The sequence below is a fragment of the Roseateles puraquae genome, assembly GCF_002205845.1.
In the GTDB taxonomy this organism is placed as follows: Bacteria; Pseudomonadota; Gammaproteobacteria; order Burkholderiales; family Burkholderiaceae_C; genus Pelomonas; species Pelomonas puraquae.
Map to the genome: position 1 here is coordinate 71,375 of NZ_NISI01000001.1, position 21,213 is coordinate 92,587.

General features: G+C 64.0%; 21 protein-coding genes. 5 read left to right on the plus strand and 16 right to left on the minus strand.

Annotated features, from left to right (window positions below; translation table 11 throughout):
* Positions 1 to 5: 5 nt before the first annotated feature.
* The 15 genes from CDO81_RS00340 to CDO81_RS00410 all read right to left on the minus strand — a co-directional run bounded on the left by CDO81_RS00340 (position 6) and on the right by CDO81_RS00410 (position 15,851).
* A complete protein-coding gene (locus CDO81_RS00340) occupies positions 6 to 1,619 on the minus strand; it encodes an efflux RND transporter periplasmic adaptor subunit (RefSeq protein WP_088481191.1) in 1,614 nt (537 codons plus the stop codon).
* 24 nt (positions 1,620 to 1,643) lie between these two features.
* Entirely contained in the window at positions 1,644 to 2,786 is a 1,143-nt protein-coding gene (locus tag CDO81_RS00345; RefSeq protein WP_241516793.1) for a TolC family protein, read from the minus strand.
* 266 nt (positions 2,787 to 3,052) lie between these two features.
* Positions 3,053 to 3,433, minus strand: a complete 381-nt coding sequence (locus tag CDO81_RS00350) for a DUF2946 family protein (protein ID WP_088481193.1) — start codon at positions 3,431 to 3,433, stop codon at positions 3,053 to 3,055.
* 155 nt (positions 3,434 to 3,588) lie between these two features.
* Positions 3,589 to 3,939: a CzcE family metal-binding protein gene (locus CDO81_RS00355; RefSeq protein WP_144397095.1), complete on the minus strand. Its 351-nt coding sequence runs from the start codon at positions 3,937 to 3,939 to the stop codon at positions 3,589 to 3,591.
* 144 nt (positions 3,940 to 4,083) lie between these two features.
* Positions 4,084 to 4,401 (minus strand): hypothetical protein, encoded by a 318-nt coding sequence (locus CDO81_RS00360; protein WP_144397096.1) that lies wholly within the window; start codon positions 4,399 to 4,401, stop codon positions 4,084 to 4,086.
* 301 nt (positions 4,402 to 4,702) lie between these two features.
* Positions 4,703 to 5,998, minus strand: coding sequence for a hypothetical protein (locus CDO81_RS00365; RefSeq protein WP_158218120.1), 1,296 nt, complete (start codon positions 5,996 to 5,998; stop codon positions 4,703 to 4,705).
* Between the two features lie 143 nt (positions 5,999 to 6,141).
* Entirely contained in the window at positions 6,142 to 6,528 is a 387-nt protein-coding gene (locus tag CDO81_RS00370) for a P-II family nitrogen regulator (RefSeq protein WP_193466477.1), read from the minus strand.
* Entirely contained in the window at positions 6,525 to 9,692 is a 3,168-nt protein-coding gene (locus CDO81_RS00375) for an efflux RND transporter permease subunit (protein ID WP_088481196.1), read from the minus strand. The genes CDO81_RS00370 and CDO81_RS00375 overlap by 4 nt, the downstream gene beginning before the upstream one ends.
* Before the next feature lie 13 nt (positions 9,693 to 9,705).
* The gene (locus CDO81_RS00380) at positions 9,706 to 10,887 is read right to left on the minus strand and encodes an efflux RND transporter periplasmic adaptor subunit (protein ID WP_088481197.1); all 1,182 of its coding nucleotides are present in this window, start codon (positions 10,885 to 10,887) and stop codon (positions 9,706 to 9,708) included.
* Positions 10,884 to 12,200: a TolC family protein gene (locus CDO81_RS00385; protein WP_088481198.1), complete on the minus strand. Its 1,317-nt coding sequence runs from the start codon at positions 12,198 to 12,200 to the stop codon at positions 10,884 to 10,886. The genes CDO81_RS00380 and CDO81_RS00385 overlap by 4 nt, the downstream gene beginning before the upstream one ends.
* An 85-nt stretch (positions 12,201 to 12,285) precedes the next feature.
* A complete protein-coding gene (locus tag CDO81_RS00390) occupies positions 12,286 to 12,627 on the minus strand; it encodes a cobalt-zinc-cadmium resistance protein (RefSeq protein ID WP_144397098.1) in 342 nt (113 codons plus the stop codon).
* 180 nt (positions 12,628 to 12,807) lie between these two features.
* Entirely contained in the window at positions 12,808 to 13,275 is a 468-nt protein-coding gene (locus CDO81_RS00395) for a Wadjet anti-phage system protein JetD domain-containing protein (RefSeq protein ID WP_158218121.1), read from the minus strand.
* A gap of 194 nt (positions 13,276 to 13,469) precedes the next feature.
* Entirely contained in the window at positions 13,470 to 14,069 is a 600-nt protein-coding gene (locus CDO81_RS00400) for a hypothetical protein (protein WP_144397099.1), read from the minus strand.
* A gap of 180 nt (positions 14,070 to 14,249) precedes the next feature.
* A complete protein-coding gene (locus tag CDO81_RS00405; RefSeq protein WP_088481202.1) occupies positions 14,250 to 15,233 on the minus strand; it encodes a hypothetical protein in 984 nt (327 codons plus the stop codon).
* Between the two features lie 339 nt (positions 15,234 to 15,572).
* Entirely contained in the window at positions 15,573 to 15,851 is a 279-nt protein-coding gene (locus tag CDO81_RS00410) for a DNA-binding protein (protein ID WP_088481203.1), read from the minus strand.
* Positions 15,852 to 15,958: 107 nt separating this feature from the next.
* Between CDO81_RS00410 and CDO81_RS00415 the strand changes: the two genes are divergently transcribed.
* Entirely contained in the window at positions 15,959 to 16,414 is a 456-nt protein-coding gene (locus CDO81_RS00415; RefSeq protein ID WP_088481204.1) for a helix-turn-helix domain-containing protein, read from the plus strand.
* Positions 16,411 to 17,127 carry a hypothetical protein gene (locus CDO81_RS00420; protein WP_088481205.1) on the plus strand — a complete coding sequence of 239 codons (717 nt, stop codon included), beginning with the start codon at positions 16,411 to 16,413 and terminating at the stop codon, positions 17,125 to 17,127. The genes CDO81_RS00415 and CDO81_RS00420 overlap by 4 nt, the downstream gene beginning before the upstream one ends.
* Before the next feature lie 396 nt (positions 17,128 to 17,523).
* On the opposite strand, the gene CDO81_RS00425 is transcribed toward CDO81_RS00420, so the two are convergent.
* Positions 17,524 to 17,952 carry a helix-turn-helix domain-containing protein gene (locus CDO81_RS00425; protein ID WP_088481206.1) on the minus strand — a complete coding sequence of 143 codons (429 nt, stop codon included), beginning with the start codon at positions 17,950 to 17,952 and terminating at the stop codon, positions 17,524 to 17,526.
* A 250-nt stretch (positions 17,953 to 18,202) separates the two neighbouring features.
* On the opposite strand from CDO81_RS00425, the gene CDO81_RS00430 reads away from it, so the two are divergent.
* The 3 genes from CDO81_RS00430 (at position 18,203) to CDO81_RS00440 (ending at position 21,172) form a co-directional block, all read left to right on the plus strand.
* Positions 18,203 to 19,225, plus strand: coding sequence for a zinc-dependent alcohol dehydrogenase (locus tag CDO81_RS00430; RefSeq protein ID WP_088481207.1), 1,023 nt, complete (start codon positions 18,203 to 18,205; stop codon positions 19,223 to 19,225).
* 11 nt (positions 19,226 to 19,236) lie between these two features.
* Positions 19,237 to 20,070, plus strand: a complete 834-nt coding sequence (locus CDO81_RS00435; protein WP_088481208.1) for a universal stress protein — start codon at positions 19,237 to 19,239, stop codon at positions 20,068 to 20,070.
* Positions 20,071 to 20,155: 85 nt separating this feature from the next.
* Positions 20,156 to 21,172, plus strand: a complete 1,017-nt coding sequence (locus tag CDO81_RS00440; RefSeq protein WP_158218123.1) for a S1C family serine protease — start codon at positions 20,156 to 20,158, stop codon at positions 21,170 to 21,172.
* The last annotated feature ends 41 nt before the right edge of the window (positions 21,173 to 21,213 follow it).

The following is a 21,213-nucleotide window of genomic DNA, read 5'->3' on the forward strand; positions in this document are numbered from 1 at the left end:
CTCTTTCAGTGCTCGTGGCTGGCCGAGGCCTTGCCGGCTTCAGACTTGATGACGAAGCTACCCGACGTCGCGTACTGCGCGCCTGCCTTCAGGCCGGACGTCACCTCGGTGCGCTTGCCGTCGCTTCGACCCAGCTCGACCGGTACCGGCGCAAAGCCGCTCGGCGTACGGACGAACACGATGGACTTGCCCTCCATGGTCTGGATGGCGTCAGCAGTCACCGAGACCGGGACGCTGGATTCGCCAGCCGAGACCTCGACGTTCACGAACAGGCCGGGACGCCATGCGGTGTTGGGGTTGTCGACAACGACGCGCGCCTGGGCCGTGCGGGTTTGCTCGCCAATCAAGGCGCCGACATAGGCCACCTTGCCGACGGCCTTCTGCTCGAAGGCGGTGGACTTGATGACCACGTTCTCGCCGATGCGCACCTGCGGCAGGTCGCGCGCGGGCACATTGATCTGAGCCCAGACGGACTTCAGATCAGAGATGGTGAAGACGTTGGTGTCCTCACGCACCTGTTCACCCAGCGCGATGTGCTTCTCAACGATGATCCCGTTGAAGGGCGCGCGCAGCTCGAACCGGTTCAGGGCCGACGAGTCCGCCGACGCGCCAATTGCCTGCAACTTCTGGCGTGCGTTGGCGACGGCGATCTCGGCTTCGCGCATGGCCTGCTCAGCCTGCTGAACGTCCTGCTGGGGCGAGATTCGCTGTTCGAAGAGCTGCTTCTCACGTTCGTAGGTCGTGCGAGCCAGTTGGAGGCGCTTCTGGGAGTTCTGAAACTCGGCTCGCTGGTCGGAGACGCTGGAGCTGCTGATGACAGCCAGGACCTGGCCCTTCACGACCTGTTGACCCAGGGACACGGCGACCGATTCCACAACGCCACCAACACGCGGCACGACGTGAGCGGTCCGGTCTTCGTTGAAGGCGATCTCGCCGGGCAATTGGAGCGCCGAACGGATGGTTGAAGGCGCGGAGGTATCCAGCGAGATGCCCGCTGCCTTGATCTGGTCTGCGGTCATGGTGACGGCACCCTCATCCTTGACAAAGGGGAACTGGGCGACGCCACCGCCGGTCTGAACCTCAACGGTGCCCTTGAACAGGTGCGGCTCGCTGATGATCTGGGCGCTGACCAGGGCACCGCCTTCGAGTGCGAACGCGATCTTTTCGGGGTTCTGCCCGGGACGCTCCAGCGTCACAGCCACTTGCTGCTGGCTGAGCTGCAGCGGCTTGCCGCCCTTGGTCAGCCACAGCTTGATGCGAGGAGATCCGCCCTGGTCGGCCAGGAGAAGCTCAACGCTGACTTCCTTCTGCGTGCCGATGACGTCACCACCGTTGGCGCCCTTCTTGGCTTCTTCGTGGTGCTCGCCGTCACCGTGACCTTCGGCGTCCTTGTGACCCTTTTCGCCCTTGGCCTCGCCATGGTGCTCACCGTCGGCGCGCCCCTTTGCTTCATCGTGGCCGTGACCATGCTCTTCCTCGGCGGCAGGTGCACTGCCGCCCATGCGAAGGATGGACACCGTACCGACGGCGCCCAGCGCCAGCACGGCGGCAATGGCGATCAGTTGCTTCTTGCCCAGGCTGCCACGCAGGCGGTCGAGCGTGCTTTGCTTGTCGTTCATCGTGAATTTCATGTTGGGTGTGCCTCAGGGGCGATCAGTCGTGGTGCCGAGCTGGCGGTCGATCTCTGCAGCAGTGCGGTGAACTTGGGCCACCGCGGTGTAGTACTGGCTGCGGACCTGAAGCCAGGTGCGCTGGGCATCGAGGGCGTCCAGGAAGCTGAACTTGCCGAGCTCGAAGCCGGTCTTGGCCGCCTCGTAAGCACTCTGCGCACCAGGCAGCACCTCGCGGCGCAGCGCTTCGACCTCGTCCTTGCGCGCCTGCAGGAGGTCTGCCATCTGCAGCACTTCAGAGCGCAGGCGCAGCTCCTCGGCCTGGGCGTTGGCTTGCGCGGCGTCCCGGCGACGCAGAGCCTCCAACTGGGCGCCTTGGTTCCGGTCAAAGAACGGAAGCGGCACCGACACGCTGAACACAGCCTGCGTCCGACCCAGTTCCTGGGCGCGGCGGGCACCAACGCCCACAGTCACGTCCGGCACGCCTTTGGCACGAGCAAGGGTGTAGCCCGCATCGGCGCGCTGGACCTCAAGCAAAGCGCGGCGCACGGCCGGCGCATCGGGCAGCCGCGCCATGATGTCGGGCGCTGACGGGGCTACCGGCAACACGTCGACGCTGCCGTCCAGGCGCTGGATGGTGCCCTCAGGCACGCCCATAACGGCGGTCAGCGCACGCAGCGCGGCCGAACTCTCGGCTTGCGCTTGGCGCAGATCGATTCGAGCGGTTGAAGCAGCGACTCGAGCGCGCGTCTCCTCCGTGGGCGACACCTTCCCGGCGGTCACCCGACGTGCGGCGGCATCAACGCCACTGCCGGCGATCCGCAGCGATTCTTCAGCGACCTTGACGCGCTCTTGGGCCGTCAGTGCGTCAAAGAAGGCCTGGACGGCCGTGGCACGGATGTCAGCGCGGCGAGCGATCAGATCCAGCGCTGCAATGTCCTTGCCGCGCTGTGCCAGCTCAACCCGCGCCGCTCGCTTGCCGCCGGTCTCCAGCGTCTGGCTGAGTTGCATCGTCGTGACGCGGGTGCCGGACTTGAGGTCCTCTTGGTCCACGCCAAGCACCGGATTCGGGATGAGGCCGGCCTGGCGGACAGTGCCGTCATTGGCATCGAGCTCGGCTGCGGCGGCACGAAGCTGGGGGTTCTGTGCCAGCGCCGTGTCGACCGCCGTCCTCAAGGACAACGGCGTGGTTTGCGGGGCGACCGTCGGGGTGGCTGGTACTGTCGCCTGAGCGATCTGAACGTCAGCGGAAGCGGGAGGGATCCCAGACGACTGCGCCTGGGCAAGGGAGGAAATGAGTGCCGCGCATGCAAGCGGCACGAAGGTTCTGCGCATCGAAAACTCCAGGGTTGTAGGGACAACGCGAGGGTTTCGGCGAGTGCAGTGCTGCGGCTAGGGCCGCATCAAACGAGAGGGGTTGGAACGAAACTGCGCTCGCCGAATCAGGCGACGCGCCAGTTGGGGCGTTCGAGGAGGTCAGGCCCGCGCGAACGGAAGGCCTGGTTGGACGCAGGGTCCAGAGTGAATGCGACGTTGTTGTCGAATTGCAGCGCGACGGGCACCAGCGGCTTCGCGAAGCTCAATTGGCAATAGCCACAGTCGTTGTCCCCGAGCAGCTTGCCGCCCTTGGAAGGCGACTTGTCGTCGAGATGCTTGCCGGACACCTTGGATCCGGCATCACCGGGTACCCCATGCTCATGGGCATGGTGACCGATGTGCGCCTTGGCAGGGATCTGCTCGTGCTGGCAATAGGCTGCCGCTGCCGACCAGGCGAACTGGACGGGCAGGATGAACAGCAAAAGGATGGTCAGCCAGCGACGCATGGACCGGATTGTGTCTTGAAACGGTTAAACGAGGGTGAATTGGCCTTGGCTGTTCCAGTGAAATCGTTCGCAAAGCAGCGGTGCTTCGCCTTACTGGAAGCTGTTCGCCCAGACCCGCGGTTCGTTTCCGACCGCGGATCGCAGGGCTCGGAGGGTCATGCGCCTTCGCTATCGGCGCGGGACACGTAGACCATCAACTTCTTGTCGGTGAAGCCTTGGGGCGCGATGTCGCGGACGTCGAGTGCGCGATGGCTGGCGGAACTGAATTTCCACGTGAAGCTCTTGCCCGCGCTCTGGAACGTCACCACGTCGCCGCAGTTCACGTTGATGGCCTTGCCAGCATCGACCTTGACCACACGCGCGCCTTGGGTGGCGGTGACGGCCTCGCCGTGGACCGACTTGCCGTTGAACATGCGGTCGTTCCCAGCGGCAGTACCTGCCTGGGCAGCGCCCACGGCGAACACAAGGCTGGCGATCAGGGCGGAGGCGGAAATGGTGCGGTTCATGAGAGTTCCTACTTCGGCGGACGGGTGACTCGGGAGAGCCACCTGAGGCGTTCACCATGGAAGGAACTTTAGAAATCCGTCCCCAACGGGAAGCGTGGCCTTCGCATTACAAATCCGTCATGTTGGCGCCAGCGTGACCCGCGGCTACTGTCCTTTGCATTTGCCGCTGGCCACCGTGTGCAGGTAGATCGCGAGCTGGACCAGGTCTGCCTTCAGGTCCTTGCGCGGCCCCAGGCAATCGCGCTTCTCGGTCCGAGTGATTGCAAGCGCGATGCGTTCGTCCTTCGACAGCCCGCCGAGCTGGAGTGCGACGCCAGCGCTATCGGCCATCCTGCGGAACTCCGGGCGCGCGCCGGCCATGGCCACGCCAAGATCAAGACGGATCGGCGGTGGCACGGTGCCGGGTTCAAGCTGTTCTGGCTCACCTGGCTGCTTGTCGGCATTTACATCCTGACCAGCCATTGGAGCCGTGCCCGACGGCTGCGCGTTGCTCGCGGCGCCCCTATTCCATCCCGTCCGTGAGCTTGCCGCTTGAGGCCTTCTAGCAGGGACGGCCGCGACGACCTCAGGTGCCGCGCGGCGCAGGGGTACAAGTCTGACGCTGATCGATGGGCCAGGGGCAGCTCCAACTTGAGGAATCCAACGCAAGTGGCTGGCGCTGAGCACGTGGATAAACAGACCACAGATCAACACTGATGCGGCGGCCGCGGTGGCTCGAACACGCCAGCCGGGTCTCGCCACCGCGTTCCAGTTCTCGGTAGGCCTACCGGAACCAGTCGTCATCCAGCACGTCCTTGCCCAACGCAATTTCCCGCTCAGCCTCGAGCATCACCCGGGAGATCTCTGAGTCAGGCAGCGTGACACGCACAAGGTGGGAACTTGAGACCGTCACAACGGCGTCCGGATGCGCCTCATGAACGCGGGGTTCGGCCAGGATCCGGGTTGTCTCCTTGTCCAAAGGGCTGTACGGCTTCATTTCCTCCACAGCCTCCCGGAATTTCATGAGCTGGTATTCGAGTTGGCGGCGAAGGTCGAGATCGATGTCGGCCTGGCGCTCAGCAAGCATCTCCGCGAAGGCGCTCGACTCGCGACCGACCTGATCGGCCAGCTTCTTCTCCGCCGCTTCGGCGTCTCGCAGCGCCCTCACTGCCGTCGAGATGCCTACATACAGGGATGCATACATCTGCGTGACTGGCATGTTGTAGTCAGGGGTCCCAATGCCCTGACGAGGCTTCACTTGTGAGCTCGACACCTGGTGATAGAACGTACCTGCGCCATAGGCATCCCTTGCCCATTCAAACCGCTGTCGGACGGCATCCAGTATCTGTGGATAGACCGTGCTCCAGACCCCACTGACGGCAGGCCCGCGGTCTTCCGTGAAAAGCCTGTTGACGGGGAGAACCGTGCACCGCCCCTGATCCGCCATCGCCTTGATCTCCCGCTGGTACCGCTGCGCCACCTCCGCGCCCCGGGCGTCGACGATCAGAATGAAGTGGCACTTGTCGAGTCCAACCTCTTCGAAGGCCCTGAAGATTTCGCAGATAGCACGCCCTGATACGACCGTGTCCACGAAGATGAAGTTCTCGGTTGGGAGCTTGCTGGGCAGCGCTGCCAGCCAGTTCCTCTTGGCCAGGTTTTCGACCAGTACCTTGTAGAACGTGAGGTAGGGATCAGTCCCGTCACGTCGCACGATCCCAGCAAGAACGCGGCTCCAGTAGCGCCTGATCGCCGCCGTAGTCTGCGTTGCGTCCTGCGGGTCGGCGGAGAACGGCAGGATGAGCTTCTGATGGAACGGGGAGTAGGTCAGCTCACTCATTTCCTTCAAGCGCTCGTCATAGGTCGGCAGCGATCGGATATCGAGACGCCAGGCAGCCGCGGCAGCGCTGATGAACGGTACTGCGCCTCGGCTAGGCACGACCAAGTGCCGGTAGCCCTCCTTGACCAGCACGCGGATGTACTCCGACAAATCCTTCGACGCGCGTGCGTAGTCGATCAGGTTGTCGGCGTTGAACTCGTTCTGCCAAAGCGCCGTCAAAGGCAGCGCTGATTCATTCGTCACTTGGCACGTCCTCCTTGTCGGCACGTCCTTCGGGTCGATCAATCCCTTCTGCCAGCACGACGCGAACCTCGTCCGTTTCCGGCTTCCCGAGCTGAACCAGCCACGCAGAAATCGGATTGGCCGCCCCACGCGGCTCGTCATCCTTAGGATCGAACTCCAGACCAACCTTGGCATGCGTCCATAGCACGCTGGTCAGGTACAGAACGTCCTTGTAAAGCTGTTTCCTCGACGAGGTCAGCCGTGCGCTGGCCCGTGCGCGCCGATCGTCGGATCGCCTTGACGATCTCATCGACGCAGTCGTCGTCGCAATGCAGCTCGAGCCGCACTTCGTTGACCACCGCGAGGCCGAGGTTGACGGAGAAGTGCTGTTCGGCGTCGTCGATCGGCGGAAGGGTTCCCTGCGAAGGCGTGGCGCTCAGGTGGTAGTGATGCGGGTCGCCGTCCAGGATCTCCCAGGCCTTCGTGGACTTGATGGCCTCGATGACGTCTGCTGCGCGATGGCTATGGATGTAGGCCTTGATCTGCTTCATGTCGACTCCTCGGGTGGTTCTGGGTGGTGCACGCCAATCTCGTTGGCGGCGTGCGACGCGGCCGGCTCCCTAGCGGCCTGACGTGCTGCCGCGCGGGACTCGGACCATTCGTAGATGAGCGGCAGCAGCAGCAGGGTGAGCGCCGTCGACGTGAAAAGGCCGCCGACCACCACCGTGGCAAGGGGCCTCTGCGTTTCCGCTCCGACTCCAGTCGAGATCAGCATCGGGATGAGACCCAGGATGGCCACCGAAGCCGTCATCAGCACCGGTCGCAGGCGCAGCGCTGCCCCGTGGCGCACCGCCTCGCGAATCGGCAAGCCTTGGCGCCTCAGGTCGTTCAGGAACGAGACCATCACGATGCCGTTCAGCATGGCCACGCCGAATACCGCGATGAAGCCGATGGCTGACGGCACGGACAGGTACTGGCCACTGATGAAGAGCCCGACGATGCCGCCGATGATGGCGAAGGGCACGTTGGCGATGATGAGCGTCGCGTGCCGGACCGAGTTGAATGCCGTGTACAGCAGGATGAAGATCAAGCCGATGGTCAGCGGCACGATCACCGCCAGGCGCGCCATGGCGCGCTGTTGGTTCTCGAACGCCCCGCCCCACTCGACCCAGTAGCCGGGCGGCAACTTCACGTTAGCTGTCAGGCGAGTGCCGGCCTCCTTGACGAAACTGTCCACGTCCCGGCCTTTGACGTCCATCTGCAGGACGGAGTAGCGCTGCAACGATTCCCGGCGCACAAACGAGTAGCCCTCGGCCATCTCGATCTTGGCCACCTGCGAGAACGGCACGAGCGCACCCTCCCCTGTGCGGATCGGAATGGCCGCGATCGAAGCTGGGTCGGCGCGGAACTCGTCAGCGAGGCGTACCGCGATATCGAAACGTTTGGTTCCGTCGATCAGCGTGCTGACCGTGGCCCCGCCGATACCGGCCTGAACCACCTCCAGGATCTCGTCGGCATTGATCCCATACCGTGCTGCGGACTCCCGATCGACCTTGATGACCAATTGCGGCTTGCCCTTGTTGGCTTCGGCAGATAGGTCGGCCACGCCCGGCACCTTGTTCAGCACGTTTTTGATCTCACCAGTGAGTCGGTCCAGCGTGTTCAGATCCTCGCCATACAACTTCAGAGCCAACGTGGCGCGCACGCCAGAGATCAGTTCCTCCACCCGCATCTGAATCGGCTGCGTCGCGCCGAAGACGGCCGTCGGCACCTGCTTCTCCAGCGACTCTTGCATCTGGGACGCCAGGCCACCGTAGGAGATCTTGTCCGGCCACTCGGACTGCGGCTTGAGCTCCAGCAGCACCTCCATGTAGTTCACGTCCGCCGTCTCGCCCCGTTCGGCGCGCCCGATGGTTGCCAGCACGGTCTTCACCTGCGGAAAGTTCTTTCGCAGGTTGGCGTCCACCTCGTTCGAAACCCGAATCGATTCATCCAGCGATGTGGACGGGATCCCGGTGATCCGGAACATGATGGAACCTTCCTGCAGTTGGGGCATGAACTCCTTGCCCAGGAAGGGGAACAGGGCCAAAGAGCCGATCAGCAGCACGACCGCGATGCCTACGACCAGGCGCTTTCTGTCCAGCGCCCAGTCCAGCAGCGGCAGGTACACGCGCTTGGCGCGCGCCACGATGAAGGTGTCCTTCTCCTCTTTAGGCTTGAGAATCAAAGCGGCAAGCACCGGTACCAAGGTCAGCGATAGGAGCAGTGAGCCGGCCATCGCGAAGGTGATGGTCAGGGCCATCGGCTTGAACAGCTTCCCCTCCAAACCGCTGAGCGAAAACAGCGGCATGAAGACCACGATGATGATGAGGATGGCAAACGCGATCGGGTTGGCCACCTCGCGCGCAGCCTCGAGGATCAAGTGCGTCTTGTCGATCGGCCCGCCCGACTCCTTCGCGTGGGCCAGAAGCCGGAAGGCGTTCTCAACCATGACGACAGCCCCGTCGACCATCATTCCGGTCCCGATCGCCAACCCGGCCAGTGACATCAGGTTGGCGGAAAGACCAAACTGGTTCATCAGCAGGAAGGCGATGAGCATGGCCAGCGGGAGGGTCACGATGACCACCACGGCCGAGCGCACCTCGCCCAGGAACAGGAACAGGACGATCGCGACCAGCACCGAGCCTTCGACCAGGGCGCTCTCGGCCGTCTTCAACGCCTTGGCGACGATCTCCGTGCGGTCGTAGATCGCCTTGAGTTCTACACCCTTAGGCAACGCCGCCTGGGCGGTCGAGATCTTGGCCTTCACCGCGTCGACGACGCTTTTGGCGTTCTCGTTGACGCGCGCCAGGGCCATGCCCAGCACGGTCTCCTTGCCGTTGCGGGTCACGGCACCGAAGCGCAACGCCGGCGCTTCTTTCACCTCGGCTATGTCGCGAACGTAGATGGGCGCTCCATTGCGCTCCTCGACGACGATGGTTCCGATGTCAGCTGTGCCTGTGACGAGCCCAAGGCCTCGCACGAGGTACTGCTCCGCGCCGAGGTTGATGTACTGGCCGCCGACCTGCTTGTTGTTGGCTGCCAGGCGCTCCATCACCTGTTTAAAGCTCAGGCCGTACTTAATGAGCTTGCGCGGATCGATCTGGACCTGGAACTGTTTCTCGTGACCGCCCCAAGAGATGACATCGTCCACACCCGGTGCCGTGCGCAGGATGAGCCGAACTGTCCAGTCATGCAGCGTGCGCAGATCCATCGCGGTCAGCTTGCTGTCCGCCGACTCGATCGTGTACCAGAACACCTGCCCAAGGCCGGAGCTGTTCGGTCCGAGCACTGGCTCCCCGTAGCCTTGCGGCAGGCGCTCCTTGGCCTCCTGCAGCTTCTCGCCAACCAGGCGGCGCGCGAAGTAGATGTCGACGTTGTCCTTGAAGTAGACGCCAACATAGGACAGGCCAAAGAGGGAGACCGAACGCACCTCCTCCACGCCCGGCAGGCCAGCCATGGCGCCTTCGATGGGTGTGGTCAGCAGCTTCTCCACATCCTCCGCAGCGAGGCCAGGGGATTCGGTATAGATGTTCACCTGTATGGGCGTCACGTCCGGAAACGCGTCTACAGGGACTTCCCGGAAAGCCTGTACCCCCAGCCCCACCAGCACGGTGAAGGCGACGATGACAAGGACCTTGTAGCGCAGGGAGGCGTCGACGATGGCATTGAGCATGGTTGACTCCTGCTCAGTGTTCGTCGCCGATTTGCGACTTCAGCACGCGCGCCTTGAGCGCATAGGTGCCTGCGATCACGACCTGCTCGCCGACCACCAACCCCGACTTGACAACAGTACGTCCGGAGAGCTTGTCGCCGAGCTCAACGGCGCGCTGCTCGTACCCGCCCTTGGCGAACAAGAAGACGGTCGGCTGCCCCTGCATGAGGACGATGGCAGCATCTGGCACGCTGATGGCCGTAGACGTCGGTGCGTCGCCGCCCGTATCGATGATCGCTTTGGCGAACATCTCAGGCTTGAGTCTGCCGTCCCTGTTGGCCACCTCGATTCGTGCGGGAATGGTGCGGGTCTCCTTGTCCAGCAAACTCGCCACGTAGGTGACCTTCCCCTGAAAGGTCTGGTCTGGATAGGCCGCCACCACCACACCCGCCGCGACGCCGGGCCTCACCTTGCCCAGCTGGTTTTCGGTGAGATTGGCTTCCACCCAGACGGTCGACAAGTCAGCAACGGTGAAAAGCGGGTCACTGGGCGTTCCCAATTCGCCAACGGTGGCCTTCTTCTGCACCACGGTGCCAGTCAGCGGCGCCGTCAACGGGAACGTGGATTCGACGCGGCTCAGCCGCTTGGGATCCACGCCCAGCAACTTCAGCCGGTCCTCGGCGGCACGCAGGGCGACAGCGGCGCGCTCGCGCTCGGCCTTGAGCCTGAGGAAGTCCTTCTGCGCAATGATCTCCTCAGCGTTCAGCGCGGATGCGCGCTTGAAGTCCGCCTCAGCCGCACGATCGGTGGACTGCGCCTGAAGCAAGGCCACCGAAGCTTCACCGATGGCAAGGCTGTCCAGTGTGGCCAATGGTTGCCCCGCCTTCACCTGGTCTCCCAGATTGGCCGACACCCCGACGATGCGTCCTTCGACCCGCGGCGCGACGCGCGCGATACGGTCCTGGTTCACGCGGATGGTGGCCGTGACGCTGATGACGTCCGGTACCGGCTTGTTTTGCACGGTCTCGTACTGGATGCCGGCACGCTGTGCCTCGTCGGGCGCTAACTTGAGTCCTTCAGGACCACTGGCCTTTCCCGAGGGAGCCTCGGCAGACTTGGCGGGATCAGGCTTGTCGGACTTGCCGCATCCACTGAAAGCCAAGACAACGGCCATCGCTGCGACCGATGCCAAGATGGCGACTGGGCGGTTCTTCATGGTTGGGTTCCTTGATCCTCGGCGGGAACCCGCCCTGCGGCGTGTTCCAAGGCAATGCGGGTGGTCTGGAAATCGACCAGTGCGTCGATGAGGTCACGTCGCGCGTCCAGCGTCTGCCGGTTCACGACGATGAGTTCCAGGAGACCAATCTCTCCCGCGCGCTGCGACTTCAAAGACAACTGCTCGTTGTCCGCCAGCGTGGGCAGCACGGAGCCTTTAAGGCGCTGCACCCTCTGCTTGAGGCTCTGTAGGCGATACCAGAGCACCCGGACCTGGCTGTCGAGATCCCGCCGGGCCGCCTCGCGTTCGATCTGTGCCTGCGTCAGGTCCGTGGACGCTTGGCCGATGGCCGCGTCGTTGCGACGGAAGACCGGCAGGGGCAGGGACACCGACAGCGTGGTGAGGCGCTCACGCGCGTCCATGCTGCCTTCCCGACCGACGTTGACGCCAACTGTGACGTCCGGGTACCGCCCTGCCCGCTCGAGTCCAAGCTTGGAACGCGCGCTGTCGACGCGCGCCGTCAGCGACCGCAGTCGCGGCTGCGAGGACGCTGTCGCGAGCAGGTCGTCCACGTTCGGCAGACCTGCATCCAGACCTCGCTCCAGGTCCCCGGTAACCTTAGGCAGGATGCGGCTGGCAGCCTGCATCGCGACACCTAGCTCAGCCGCGGCGTCATCGCGCTGCTCTTGCAGCATGGCAAGTTGGTTATGCGCTCGCTCCGACTCGACGGCGGCTAAGTTGGCGTCGAGCTTGGTGTCCTCGCCGGCAGCCCTGCGCTTTTGAACGGCGTTGGCAGTCCCTTCAAACAGGCGCACCGCCTGTTCTTCGACGGTGATTCGCTGCTGCAGCCCGAGCACGCGGAAGAACTTCTGCGCCACCTCGGCGCGAACATCCCGCCGGGTGGCCTCGATGTCTTCTTGTACGGCCGTGAGTGACGCGCCGGCGATGTCACGGCGCAGGCCCTGCTGTCCGGCGATTTCCAAAGCCTGCGTGATGCCCGCACCCCACTCCCACCGGCGGTCAGTGGGCAAGCCTGCCTGCGGCACATCCCGCCGCGTGCGGTCGATCGACACCTGCGGGTTGTTGTAGAGCGGCGAACGAGCCTCCCGGCGCGCGCCGTGAGCGGCGTCAAGCTGAGCCTGCGTGGCCCGCAAGGTGGCGTTGTTGGACTCCGCGATCTGCAGAGCCAAAGCCAGGGTCAGGTCCGGCTCTTTACCGGCCGGCGCAGACGCCGGCTGTGCTGAAACCTCCACCCAACACATGGCGGCGGACATGAGCACAGCGCTGGCAAGTACCAGCGAACGTTTTCGCATCGAATTCTCCTAGTGGCATGAACCAACGGGGAATCCGACGAGACGTCGTCGAGGTCAGAGAGGGGATAGCGCGCGTCTCGCCGGATCAGGCGATGCGCAATCTGTCAGGTCGTTCTGGCAGCCCAGGGATATGGGACGCGTGCTCTAGCGGCTCCGCAAAGACATCCTGGTTGGGGGGTGAGTCGGCGGTGATCAGCACATCCACGCTCGGAACGCTGAAGCCGAAATGGCACATCTCGCAATCAGCATGCGACAGGCTGGCCGCCTTGGTTTCCTTGGTCTGCGCCTGGCCGGAATGCTTGTGCTCGTGATGGCCGAAGTGCTTCGCGGCAATGCCGCTTTCGTGGCCGCAAAACCCGGATGCCGCTGCCCAGGTGAACTGCACCGGCAGGACGATCATCAACAGGATGACGAAAAGGCGTCTCACGCGGTGCAGTGTATCCACGGCCAAGAGAATTGCCAGCGTCGACGTGAAGGACTGACGAGCACGCCCCCAAATTCGTCATCCGAGAGCGCTTCGAGAAGCGCTTCAATCTATCTGTCTAGACGACCAAGTACGTCCCGCTGCAGCTTTGACTCGAGCGCCAGGCACAGCTGCGGCGCCTGACTATCGTGGCGTCGGCACGATGACCCGCATGCCTTCCTGTTCATACGCAAGCTTTCGCTCGTCGACAAAGGCCCATTCCCGGTTCCAGTCGCGCGACGCGCAGATCCGGCGAATCGTCCGGAGCTCGCCATCGTCGAGGGCCTTGCGGGCGCCCTCGCTTGCTTCTTGGGTCTCTCTATTCAGCTCCCCACCCATGCCGTACAGCCTGAGTGCCCGCCCCTCATCTTGGCAGGCGGCGGCGAGCCGGTTCGCAATTCGGAACCCGCCGGCGTCGATGTCACACCAGTGCCTGACTTCAGCTGCATCAGGTAGCGCCTTCAGCATCAGACGGTAGATCCGCAGCCATGAGGGGCTGGGCATGCCCGCTGTGTAGATCAACGCGCAACCCCGGTCCGCCAAAGGAAGGCGTGCCAACTCATGGAAGGTGGATAGGTTCTCGACGGTCAGCAATGTGTCGACCTCGCCCATCGGCTCAACCCCGTCGATATGCGTGGGCGACAGGCCTAGATACGGCCGACAGACATCCAGGGCGTGCCCGTTATACATCACTCGGACGCTCACACTCAATGGTGAAGCTGTTCTCGGGATCCCTCCAGCCGCTCCAAGCCCGCCACGCCTCAAATCGCCGCCAGCCATAGACCCGGATCACATCCGTCGCACCTCTATGCCACTGCCAGTCTGACGACTTCGACAAACGGACCTTCGAAGCACCGTTCTCCTATCCGCCACGCGCTTACGGCAGCAACAACCAGCAGCGTATTCCCAGGAATATGCGCTCCCTCCTTTGGAGTGACGCGGCCGGTCCAGGTCATGTTGACGCGCTCGCACACCGGTACCTCCTCGGCCACCAGTGAGTCATCGATGCAGATGTTGAAACGGTCCTCCATGTACGCCCCGCCGATCGACGCAAGGACGTCAGGGTCTGCAAGCATCTGTTGTCCGACCATGCGCTTCAACGCCTCTTCGAAGATCTTGAAGTCGGTGTGCACTTCAGCCCATTTGCTTCGAGTAGAGAAAGCCACCGAAAGCAGTTCCTGCAGAGAGCCGGCCAGCGCGCTGTGCCCAAGTGCCAGCGCTCGGCACCGCGCCAAATCCAGATCGATGACCACGTGCCGCGCCTTATGGAAGTTCCTGAGCTCAGACCCCACTGCTTGGGCTGTCTGCAAAGCAGACAGCGAGGTGTAGCCCAGGCAAGCCGCGACCAGTTCCAGAGCATGGCCGAGCTTGATTGAAATGTCGTCTGCAGCGGCTTGCTTGCTCACGGCCCTCGCAATTGCAGAGATATCAATGGTCATAATTAGTTACTTTGGTTTTGGCGTGGTCGGCTGCCGGCGGCCGTCAACGCCAGATGCCACCCCTGGACGAAGATGGGCGACGCAGGGGCAACCTCTAGACACGGCGCTGGGATCTACAGGCCGGAATCCGGCCCAGGCCACGGTTGCTTATGGCTGTGACACCGCACCGAGCGGCGGGTCGCCAGGCAAAGACAGGGATGGCTTTCCCGCGGTCGTCGAGGTCACCAGACCCAGCGTCGAGGCGTCCTCTGGTGCTTCGATCAGCCAGTGCCTCCGGTAGCGCGAAGCCAGGCGATCCACCGTGTTCAAGTCCACATGGGTCCGAACTTCGAACTCGAGTCCGCCCGGCTCGGCTGTCGGGCGCAAGCGCCAGGGCAGCAGGAAAAGCGCCTGATCGGGCAACTCGGACCACGCCACCTGAACGCCGTACCGCAGCTTGCTCATCCGGATGAGGCTGCGAACGAACAATGCTTGCACCTGACGGGCAACCAGGAGACGCATCGCGCCCGTGTGCGATGGCAGCCAAGACCAAAAGGGTTGACCGGCCACATGAAGCCGGGCCAGGCGTGCCCTGATCAGGTCACGTGGCGCGTCGATCTGCGAGCAGAGCTCGGCCAGCGTCCTGTTGCCCGTGGCCACCAACGCCACCAGCGCGTCGTCGTATTCGCTGCCCTTTCGTACCCACAGCACGGCCACTTGGCGGAGCTTTTCCCACCACCAGAACTCGTCAGCGCGAGTGCGGATTTCGGCGCGTGTACGGACAATGACTTGCGCGCCGTTGGCGGCCGCGATCTTGCCAAGGGCCCGCATCGCTGGGGTGGACGCATCGGTCTTGGCCACGAAGACATAGTCAACCGAGTCATCTCGCCGCGTCACGACAAAGGTAGCTTTGGCGCTGCGATCAGTGCCCGCGATGACGGCCTTCACGTCCGTTGGTTTGCGCGTCAACGACTTGGTCGTCGGCGAGAAGCGCTCCAGCACCCAGGCCTCGTAATGGAGGTCGGAGCCGAATTGCAGGGGTTGGACGCCGAAAGGGTCGTGAGCCCGGTTCTGGGTCCGCTTGAACTCGCGATAGCGTTCCTGACGGCCGCCCCAATGGGTCACGACCGAGTGGTGGTCTTGTTCTTTCATGAGAAGTGTCCAGGCATGAGCCACCATCCGGTCGGGGCACAGCCCGACCGCCAAGGCTCGATGGGATGGGTCCAAGTGCGGCTCGAAGGCCGCCCATGGCTGCGCTGGGACGGGCTGTCCTGGCCCGTCGTCTTTTCGCCGCTGGGCGCGGTGACCGAAAAGCTCAGCAGGCGCTTGACGCCTGCCCAAATCCGCCGGACACTTCCTATGTAGGTGTTAGGAAAAAGTCCCGACGCGTCAGTGGATCCCCATCCCTGACGCGTTTGGCGTTTTTGGGTCCCAGATTTCGGACGACTTGGTCCTTGCGTCTGGCACCACCTCCTGTTTTTTGCCTAGGTCCTAGGCGGATTCGAAATCGTCGACCGGCACTGATTTCATGCCCAGCGCGACGGCAATCTGAAAACTGCTTCCTCGGACAGCCTTGCGGGTCCCGGCGAGCACCTGGTAGACCAAAGCTGGGCTGAACCGCCGCTCAAGTGCCCACTCAGTGATCGTGATGCCGCGGTCGGCGAACCACTGCGCGGCTTCTTCCTTCGTCTTCAGCTTGACGGCCCTGCCTCGTCCGGTAGAAGCGGGGCCGTCAAGCTGACTTTCCTCAGCGGGCGCAATAGGCTGCATGTGTTCCACTTGCTGCGAAGCATTTCAAACTAAATAAATACTTTTGTACTTGTTTTGTTTGAAGCGCGAGTCTGCGCGCGGCGCGCCGGGTGTGTCAATCGCTGAAAATGGCCGGAAGACCTAGAAAAAACCCTGAGTTCCCTCTCCCTCCACCCGAAACCGCGGGCGAGCGGTTGGCTGCCGAACGTCGCCGCCTGGGACTTACGCAGGAGGAACTGGCAGGCATCTTGGACGTTGCTCACTCGGCTGTCCAAAAATGGGAGCAGGGCCGCAACTCCATTAAGACGCCTGTTCTTCATGCGATGCGCGAGGCGAAGATCGACGTCAATTTCGTCGTCTATGGGAAGGATCGCGAAGCACTTGAACCCCTCGATGCAGCCCTCTGGGAACGGGTAAAAGCTTGGGATGCCACCAATCCCAACGACGTCGACGGCAAGCCGCTGAATGAATACGCCCGATACCAGCGCATCACGCTCTTCTATCGATGGCTCAGGGACGGTCCGCGCAACGAGGCAGAAGTCGAAGAACGGTTGAGCCAGCTGTCGGGACGGAAGGCTGCATGAGCAGGCCGCGGCTGACTGCCGAGAGCATCACCCAGCGATCTCTGGAGCTGGCGATGGTGTTTTCGCAAAGGACGGTTGGCGGTGCCGACGTTCAGTGGCAGCAGATCGCCCAGGCAATCAACTGGCACCGCCTTTCATGCCGATCTCTTCGGATAGCCCTGCGCTGGTACCAGGCGCTGCTCAGCCGCCGGTTGACCAAGTGCTTTGCGCTAATTGCGGAGCAGAGGGCCATGCTGGAACTGGCTGCGGACGATAGTTCTAGCGACGAGGCACTCCTAGATGCACTGATCGCGCTTTCCAGGTCTCAGGTCCATTACGAGCTGGGGCCGAGCGCGACTCCGAAGCAACTTTTGGGTCTCGAGGTCTGCGAGATCCCTGAAGTCCGAGCCCGATACGCCCACCTGGTGCGAAACGGCGAGATTTCGAGCACCGCTGAAGGCCTGACGCTGACAAGAGCGAAGCGCCGAAGAATCGCCGGCTATTCACTCTTCGCCATGTTCGTGGCCTGGCTGGCATTCGTATTCGTGTGGATGGCCATCGATGGCAAGCTGAACATGACCCAGTTGATCGGCTATTTGGTCGGAAGCGTCGTAATGTCCGCTGTCTTGACTCGCGGCTTGTTTACCGAACTGACCTCCGATGAGCGCACCGTCCGAGACTTGAATCAGCGTCTGCGGCCGCGGCCGGTCGACGGAAAACCAACGGTCAAGTGATCGAACATCCTCTGGCTGTATTACCCAACGATGGTGACCAACTGGCTGCATTACCCAACGATCGCCTACAGTGGCTAGGTCGCCCAACGTTGGCGTCCACTTTCCGAGAGGTAAACGCTGGGCGTTCGAATCTGGAAGTCGTTCAAGATCAAGAACTTACTTGCAAACGCCCTGCCCAGCGTTCACGTCGTACGGCCAGCCACCAGACCAAGAAGCTGCCGGCTAGCCCTACGCCCACCCACGCAGCGTGGCTGGCGTCGGCGAGCGTGAAGAAGCACGAGACCAACGCCGCTGGGCGCCAGGAGACTCAGGCGAAACGAAGACGGTCGTGGCGGCGCAGGATCTGCGCGCCATCGTCCGTGCCAGGCGAATCGAACCAGCGCCTGAGTGATGCGCTCAGGGTCCGAGGCCGATCTTGCTGGCCAAGACGACAGCGCCTGCGCGGTTGTTGACGCCGAGCTTGCGGTAGATCGATTTGATGTGGTCGTTCACCGTCACACTCTGGATGCGCAGCATGCCGGCGACTTCTGAGGATGTGCAGCCGCGGCTCAGCAGGGTCAGCACCTCGGCTTCACGTTTGCTCAGGGGCCGTTGAGCGCCCGTCTTGGGGGCTACGGTGGTGGCGTGCTGCTGCCGCTGGCGGGCCAGTTCGTCCAGCATCAGCAGGCGGTCGGCTTCGCGCTCGGCCGACTGGCTCATGAAGTTCTCGACGGACAGGCCGTTCATGGATGCCGCCCGTTTGAGCTTCAGGAAGAGCGGCGCGGTGACGACGAGTTCGAGCGAGGGGTCATAGCCGTAGCCAGGCAACTTGAACAGATCATTCATGCGGAGTCTGCGTTTTCGTTGATCGGGGACTTAAGCCCCAGGGAGAAGCCCCGGGGCTGGGCGCAACAGTAGGTGCGAGCCCCAGCGCCAGCCGAAGTTCGCGACGAACGACCCTCTGCCAGGAATGAAACGGATGCCATGAGCACCGTGTGTCGGCACCTCTCCCCTGTTTGATCGGCCTCAAAGCGCTCCGGGACGCGAATTCCTACGCTGTCGGCATGGCATCTGTGCCATGTCCCCAGGAGTCGCCATGCCAAGCATGAAAGCCGCCGTCGTCCGCGCCTACGGTGCGCCGCTGAGCCTTGAGGAGGTGCCGGTCCCCGAGGTGGTGCCCGGCCAGATCCTTGTGAAGGTGGCGGCCTGCGGCGTCTGCCACACCGACCTGCATGCCGCCGATGGCGACTGGCCGGTCAAGCCGCCGCTGCCCTTCATCCCCGGGCATGAGGGCGTCGGTACCGTGGCTGCGGTGGGCGCTGGCGTGAAGGGCATTCGCGAGGGCGATCGCGTAGGTGTGCCCTGGTTGCACACCGCCTGCGGCCACTGCGAGCACTGCCTGACCGGCTGGGAAACCCTGTGCGATGAGCAGCAGATGACGGGCTACACCGTCAATGGCGGCTTCGCCGACTACGTGCTGGCCGACCCGGCCTATGTCGGTCACCTGCCCCCTGCCCTGTCATTTGAGTCGTTGGCGCCCATCCTTTGCGCGGGCGTCACGGTCTACAAAGGGCTGAAGGTGCTGGATGCCCGACCGGGCCATTGGGTGGCCATCGTCGGCGTCGGCGGCCTGGGGCACCTGGCTGTGCAGTACGCCCGGGCCATGGGCCTGCGCGTGGTGGCCGTGGACATCGACAGCGCCCGCCTGAAGATGGCCCGCGACCTGGGCGCCGAGTTGTGCATCAACTCCGCCGAAGAGAACCCGGTCGAGGTGCTGCACCGGGACCTCGGCGGCGTGCAGGGCGCGCTGGTCACCGCGGTATCGCGCGAATCCTTTGCGCAGTCGCTGGGGATGCTGCGCAAGCGGGGCACGATGTCGATGGTCGGCCTGCCGCCCGGGGACTTCGCTTTGCCGATCTTCGACGTGGTGCTCAACGCCAAGACGGTGCGCGGCTCCATCGTCGGTTCGCGCCAGGACCTGAACGAGGCTTTGCAGTTCGCCGCCGACGGCGCCGTGCATGCGTGCACCACGCCGTACCGCCTGGATGACATCAACCGCATCTTCGACAGCCTTCGCAACGGTCGCATTGACGGCCGCGCCGTGCTGACCTTTGACTGAGACCCGACACCATGAACTATCGCAGCCTGCTCGTTCACCTCGACGCCACGCCCGCCAATGCGGCACGCACCCAGATCGCCATCGCGCTGGCACGCAGCTGGGGGGCGCACGTCACCGGGCTCGCGCCGGTCACTGCTGCGGAGTTGCAGCAGTTCCAGAGCGCAGCGGCCCTGGACGGGCACATCGCCGGCACCACGGCTGCGCTGCTGGGCCGCGCAGAAGACCTGGCGCAGGAGTTCGTGTTGCGCTGTGACGCGGCCGGCCTGCCGTCATTCGACGCCGTGGCGGATCGTGCACCCACGGCCGACTCGCTCGCCCAGCAAGCCCAGGGCGCGGACCTGCTGCTGATGGGACAGCCCGATCCGTCACTGCCTCACTACAAGCAGGCGCTATCGGCGCTGGAGGGGCTGCTCCTGAGCTGCGCCCGCCCGGTGCTGCTGATTCCTTACACGCACCTGGATCCGGTGCGCCTGCGTCGCGTGCTCGTGGCCTGGGATGGCAGCCGCGAATCTCTGCGAGCGACGACCGATGCGCTGCCCGTGCTCAAGGCCGCCGAGAACGTCACCTTGGTGCATTGGCGTACGGACGCCCAGGACAGCAGTGCCCTGCCTCATCTCACCCGGGTGCGCGACTGGTTGGCGCGGCACGGCGTGCCTGCCGAGTTGCGCCATGACGTGACGACGCTGTCCGTGGGCGACGCGCTGCTGAATGCGGCCTCGGACCACGGCGCCGACCTCGTCGTCATGGGCGCGTACGGCCATGCGCGCTGGGCTGAGCGTCTGTTCGGCGGTGTGTCACGCACCCTGCTCACGTCGATGACGGTGCCGGTGTTGATGTCCCATTGACGGGGTCTTTGCCGCGCGGATGTCGCGCCGCTTGACCCGCATCAACGGCCATTGCAGCCTGACCCGTTAGGGTGGGCGCATGCCCATGCGCCCTGCTTCCCTGACCCGTCGAGCCCTGGCTCGCTGCGCTCCCCCTGCCCTGGCTGCCCTCCTCGGTGCGCTGCTGTGCCTGACGAGCCCGGCCTTCGCGACACCGCCCTCCTCCGCTCGGCCCGTGCCCACCAGCCTGGCCGATGCCTTCCAGCGCGGCGTGGGCTGGAGCGTGGGCGTCTATATGTTCGCGCCGGGTGAGGACGAGCCTCGCGTCGGCGCGGGGTTCTTCATCGACGACCAGGGGCGCATCGCCACCGCAGCCCATTTGCTGGGCGACGTCGAGCAGATCCTCGTCGCGCTGCCCGACAAGCGCCTGGTGCAGGCCGAGGTGCTGGGGCGTGACGACACGACCGACATTGCCCTGCTGCGCGTGGAGGGTGCGCCCAAGGTGCGACCGGTGTTCGCGCCGGGAGCGCGGTTGCGTGTGGGCGACTGGGTCATGGCGGTTGGCGAGCCCTTCGGGCTGGAGCATTCCGCCTCAGCCGGCATCGTCAGCGGCAAGGATCGGCACTTCGGCGACGACGGCGAACTCGTGTTCATCCAAAGCGACGTGGCCCTCAACCCTGGGAACTCCGGCGGACCTTTGCTCGACGCCAACGGAGCCATCGTCGGCATGAATGCCCGCACCATCGTCGGCCCTGCGGGCAGCCCGGGCGCCAGTCTGGCGGTGCCCATCGACATCGTGCTGCAAATCGTCGGCGAGTTCCGCACGCCCGGTGCCTCGGCAGCCCGGCCCCGCCTGGGCGCGCAGTTTGACGACGTGCCACCGCTGGCCGCCTGGGCGGCTGGCCGGCATGAGGCCACGGGTGCGCTCATCCTCGCCGTGCCCCAGGGCAGCCTCGCCGAACAACTGCAGCTTCGCGTGGGTGATGTCATCGTTGAGATGAACGGCCACCGCGTCAACGGCAGTGCCGACCTCGTCACCGCCCTGCTCGCCTGGCGCAAGTTCAACGGCACGCGCATCAGCGTGCTGCGCGGGGGCAAGTCCGTCCTGCTCACCGCCGATTGACCTTGCGCAAGCCCCGCGCCCGGGCCGGCCGCCAACATCGC

Coding starts and splice junctions, on each gene's coding strand:
- CDO81_RS00340 (WP_088481191.1), bottom strand. CDS start 1,619: ATGAACGACAAGCAAAGCACGCTCGACCGCCTGCGTGGCAGCCTGGGC.
- CDO81_RS00350 (WP_088481193.1), bottom strand. CDS start 3,433: ATGCGTCGCTGGCTGACCATCCTTTTGCTGTTCATCCTGCCCGTCCAG.
- CDO81_RS00355 (WP_144397095.1), bottom strand. CDS start 3,939: ATGAACCGCACCATTTCCGCCTCCGCCCTGATCGCCAGCCTTGTGTTC.
- CDO81_RS00360 (WP_144397096.1), bottom strand. CDS start 4,401: ATGGCTGGTCAGGATGTAAATGCCGACAAGCAGCCAGGTGAGCCAGAA.
- CDO81_RS00370 (WP_193466477.1), bottom strand. CDS start 6,528: ATGAAGCAGATCAAGGCCTACATCCATAGCCATCGCGCAGCAGACGTC.
- CDO81_RS00375 (WP_088481196.1), bottom strand. CDS start 9,692: ATGCTCAATGCCATCGTCGACGCCTCCCTGCGCTACAAGGTCCTTGTC.
- CDO81_RS00380 (WP_088481197.1), bottom strand. CDS start 10,887: ATGAAGAACCGCCCAGTCGCCATCTTGGCATCGGTCGCAGCGATGGCC.
- CDO81_RS00385 (WP_088481198.1), bottom strand. CDS start 12,200: ATGCGAAAACGTTCGCTGGTACTTGCCAGCGCTGTGCTCATGTCCGCC.
- CDO81_RS00395 (WP_158218121.1), bottom strand. CDS start 13,275: ATGGGCGAGGTCGACACATTGCTGACCGTCGAGAACCTATCCACCTTC.
- CDO81_RS00405 (WP_088481202.1), bottom strand. CDS start 15,233: ATGAAAGAACAAGACCACCACTCGGTCGTGACCCATTGGGGCGGCCGT.
- CDO81_RS00410 (WP_088481203.1), bottom strand. CDS start 15,851: ATGCAGCCTATTGCGCCCGCTGAGGAAAGTCAGCTTGACGGCCCCGCT.
- CDO81_RS00415 (WP_088481204.1), top strand. CDS start 15,959: ATGGCCGGAAGACCTAGAAAAAACCCTGAGTTCCCTCTCCCTCCACCC.
- CDO81_RS00420 (WP_088481205.1), top strand. CDS start 16,411: ATGAGCAGGCCGCGGCTGACTGCCGAGAGCATCACCCAGCGATCTCTG.
- CDO81_RS00425 (WP_088481206.1), bottom strand. CDS start 17,952: ATGAATGATCTGTTCAAGTTGCCTGGCTACGGCTATGACCCCTCGCTC.
- CDO81_RS00430 (WP_088481207.1), top strand. CDS start 18,203: ATGCCAAGCATGAAAGCCGCCGTCGTCCGCGCCTACGGTGCGCCGCTG.
- CDO81_RS00435 (WP_088481208.1), top strand. CDS start 19,237: ATGAACTATCGCAGCCTGCTCGTTCACCTCGACGCCACGCCCGCCAAT.
- CDO81_RS00440 (WP_158218123.1), top strand. CDS start 20,156: ATGCGCCCTGCTTCCCTGACCCGTCGAGCCCTGGCTCGCTGCGCTCCC.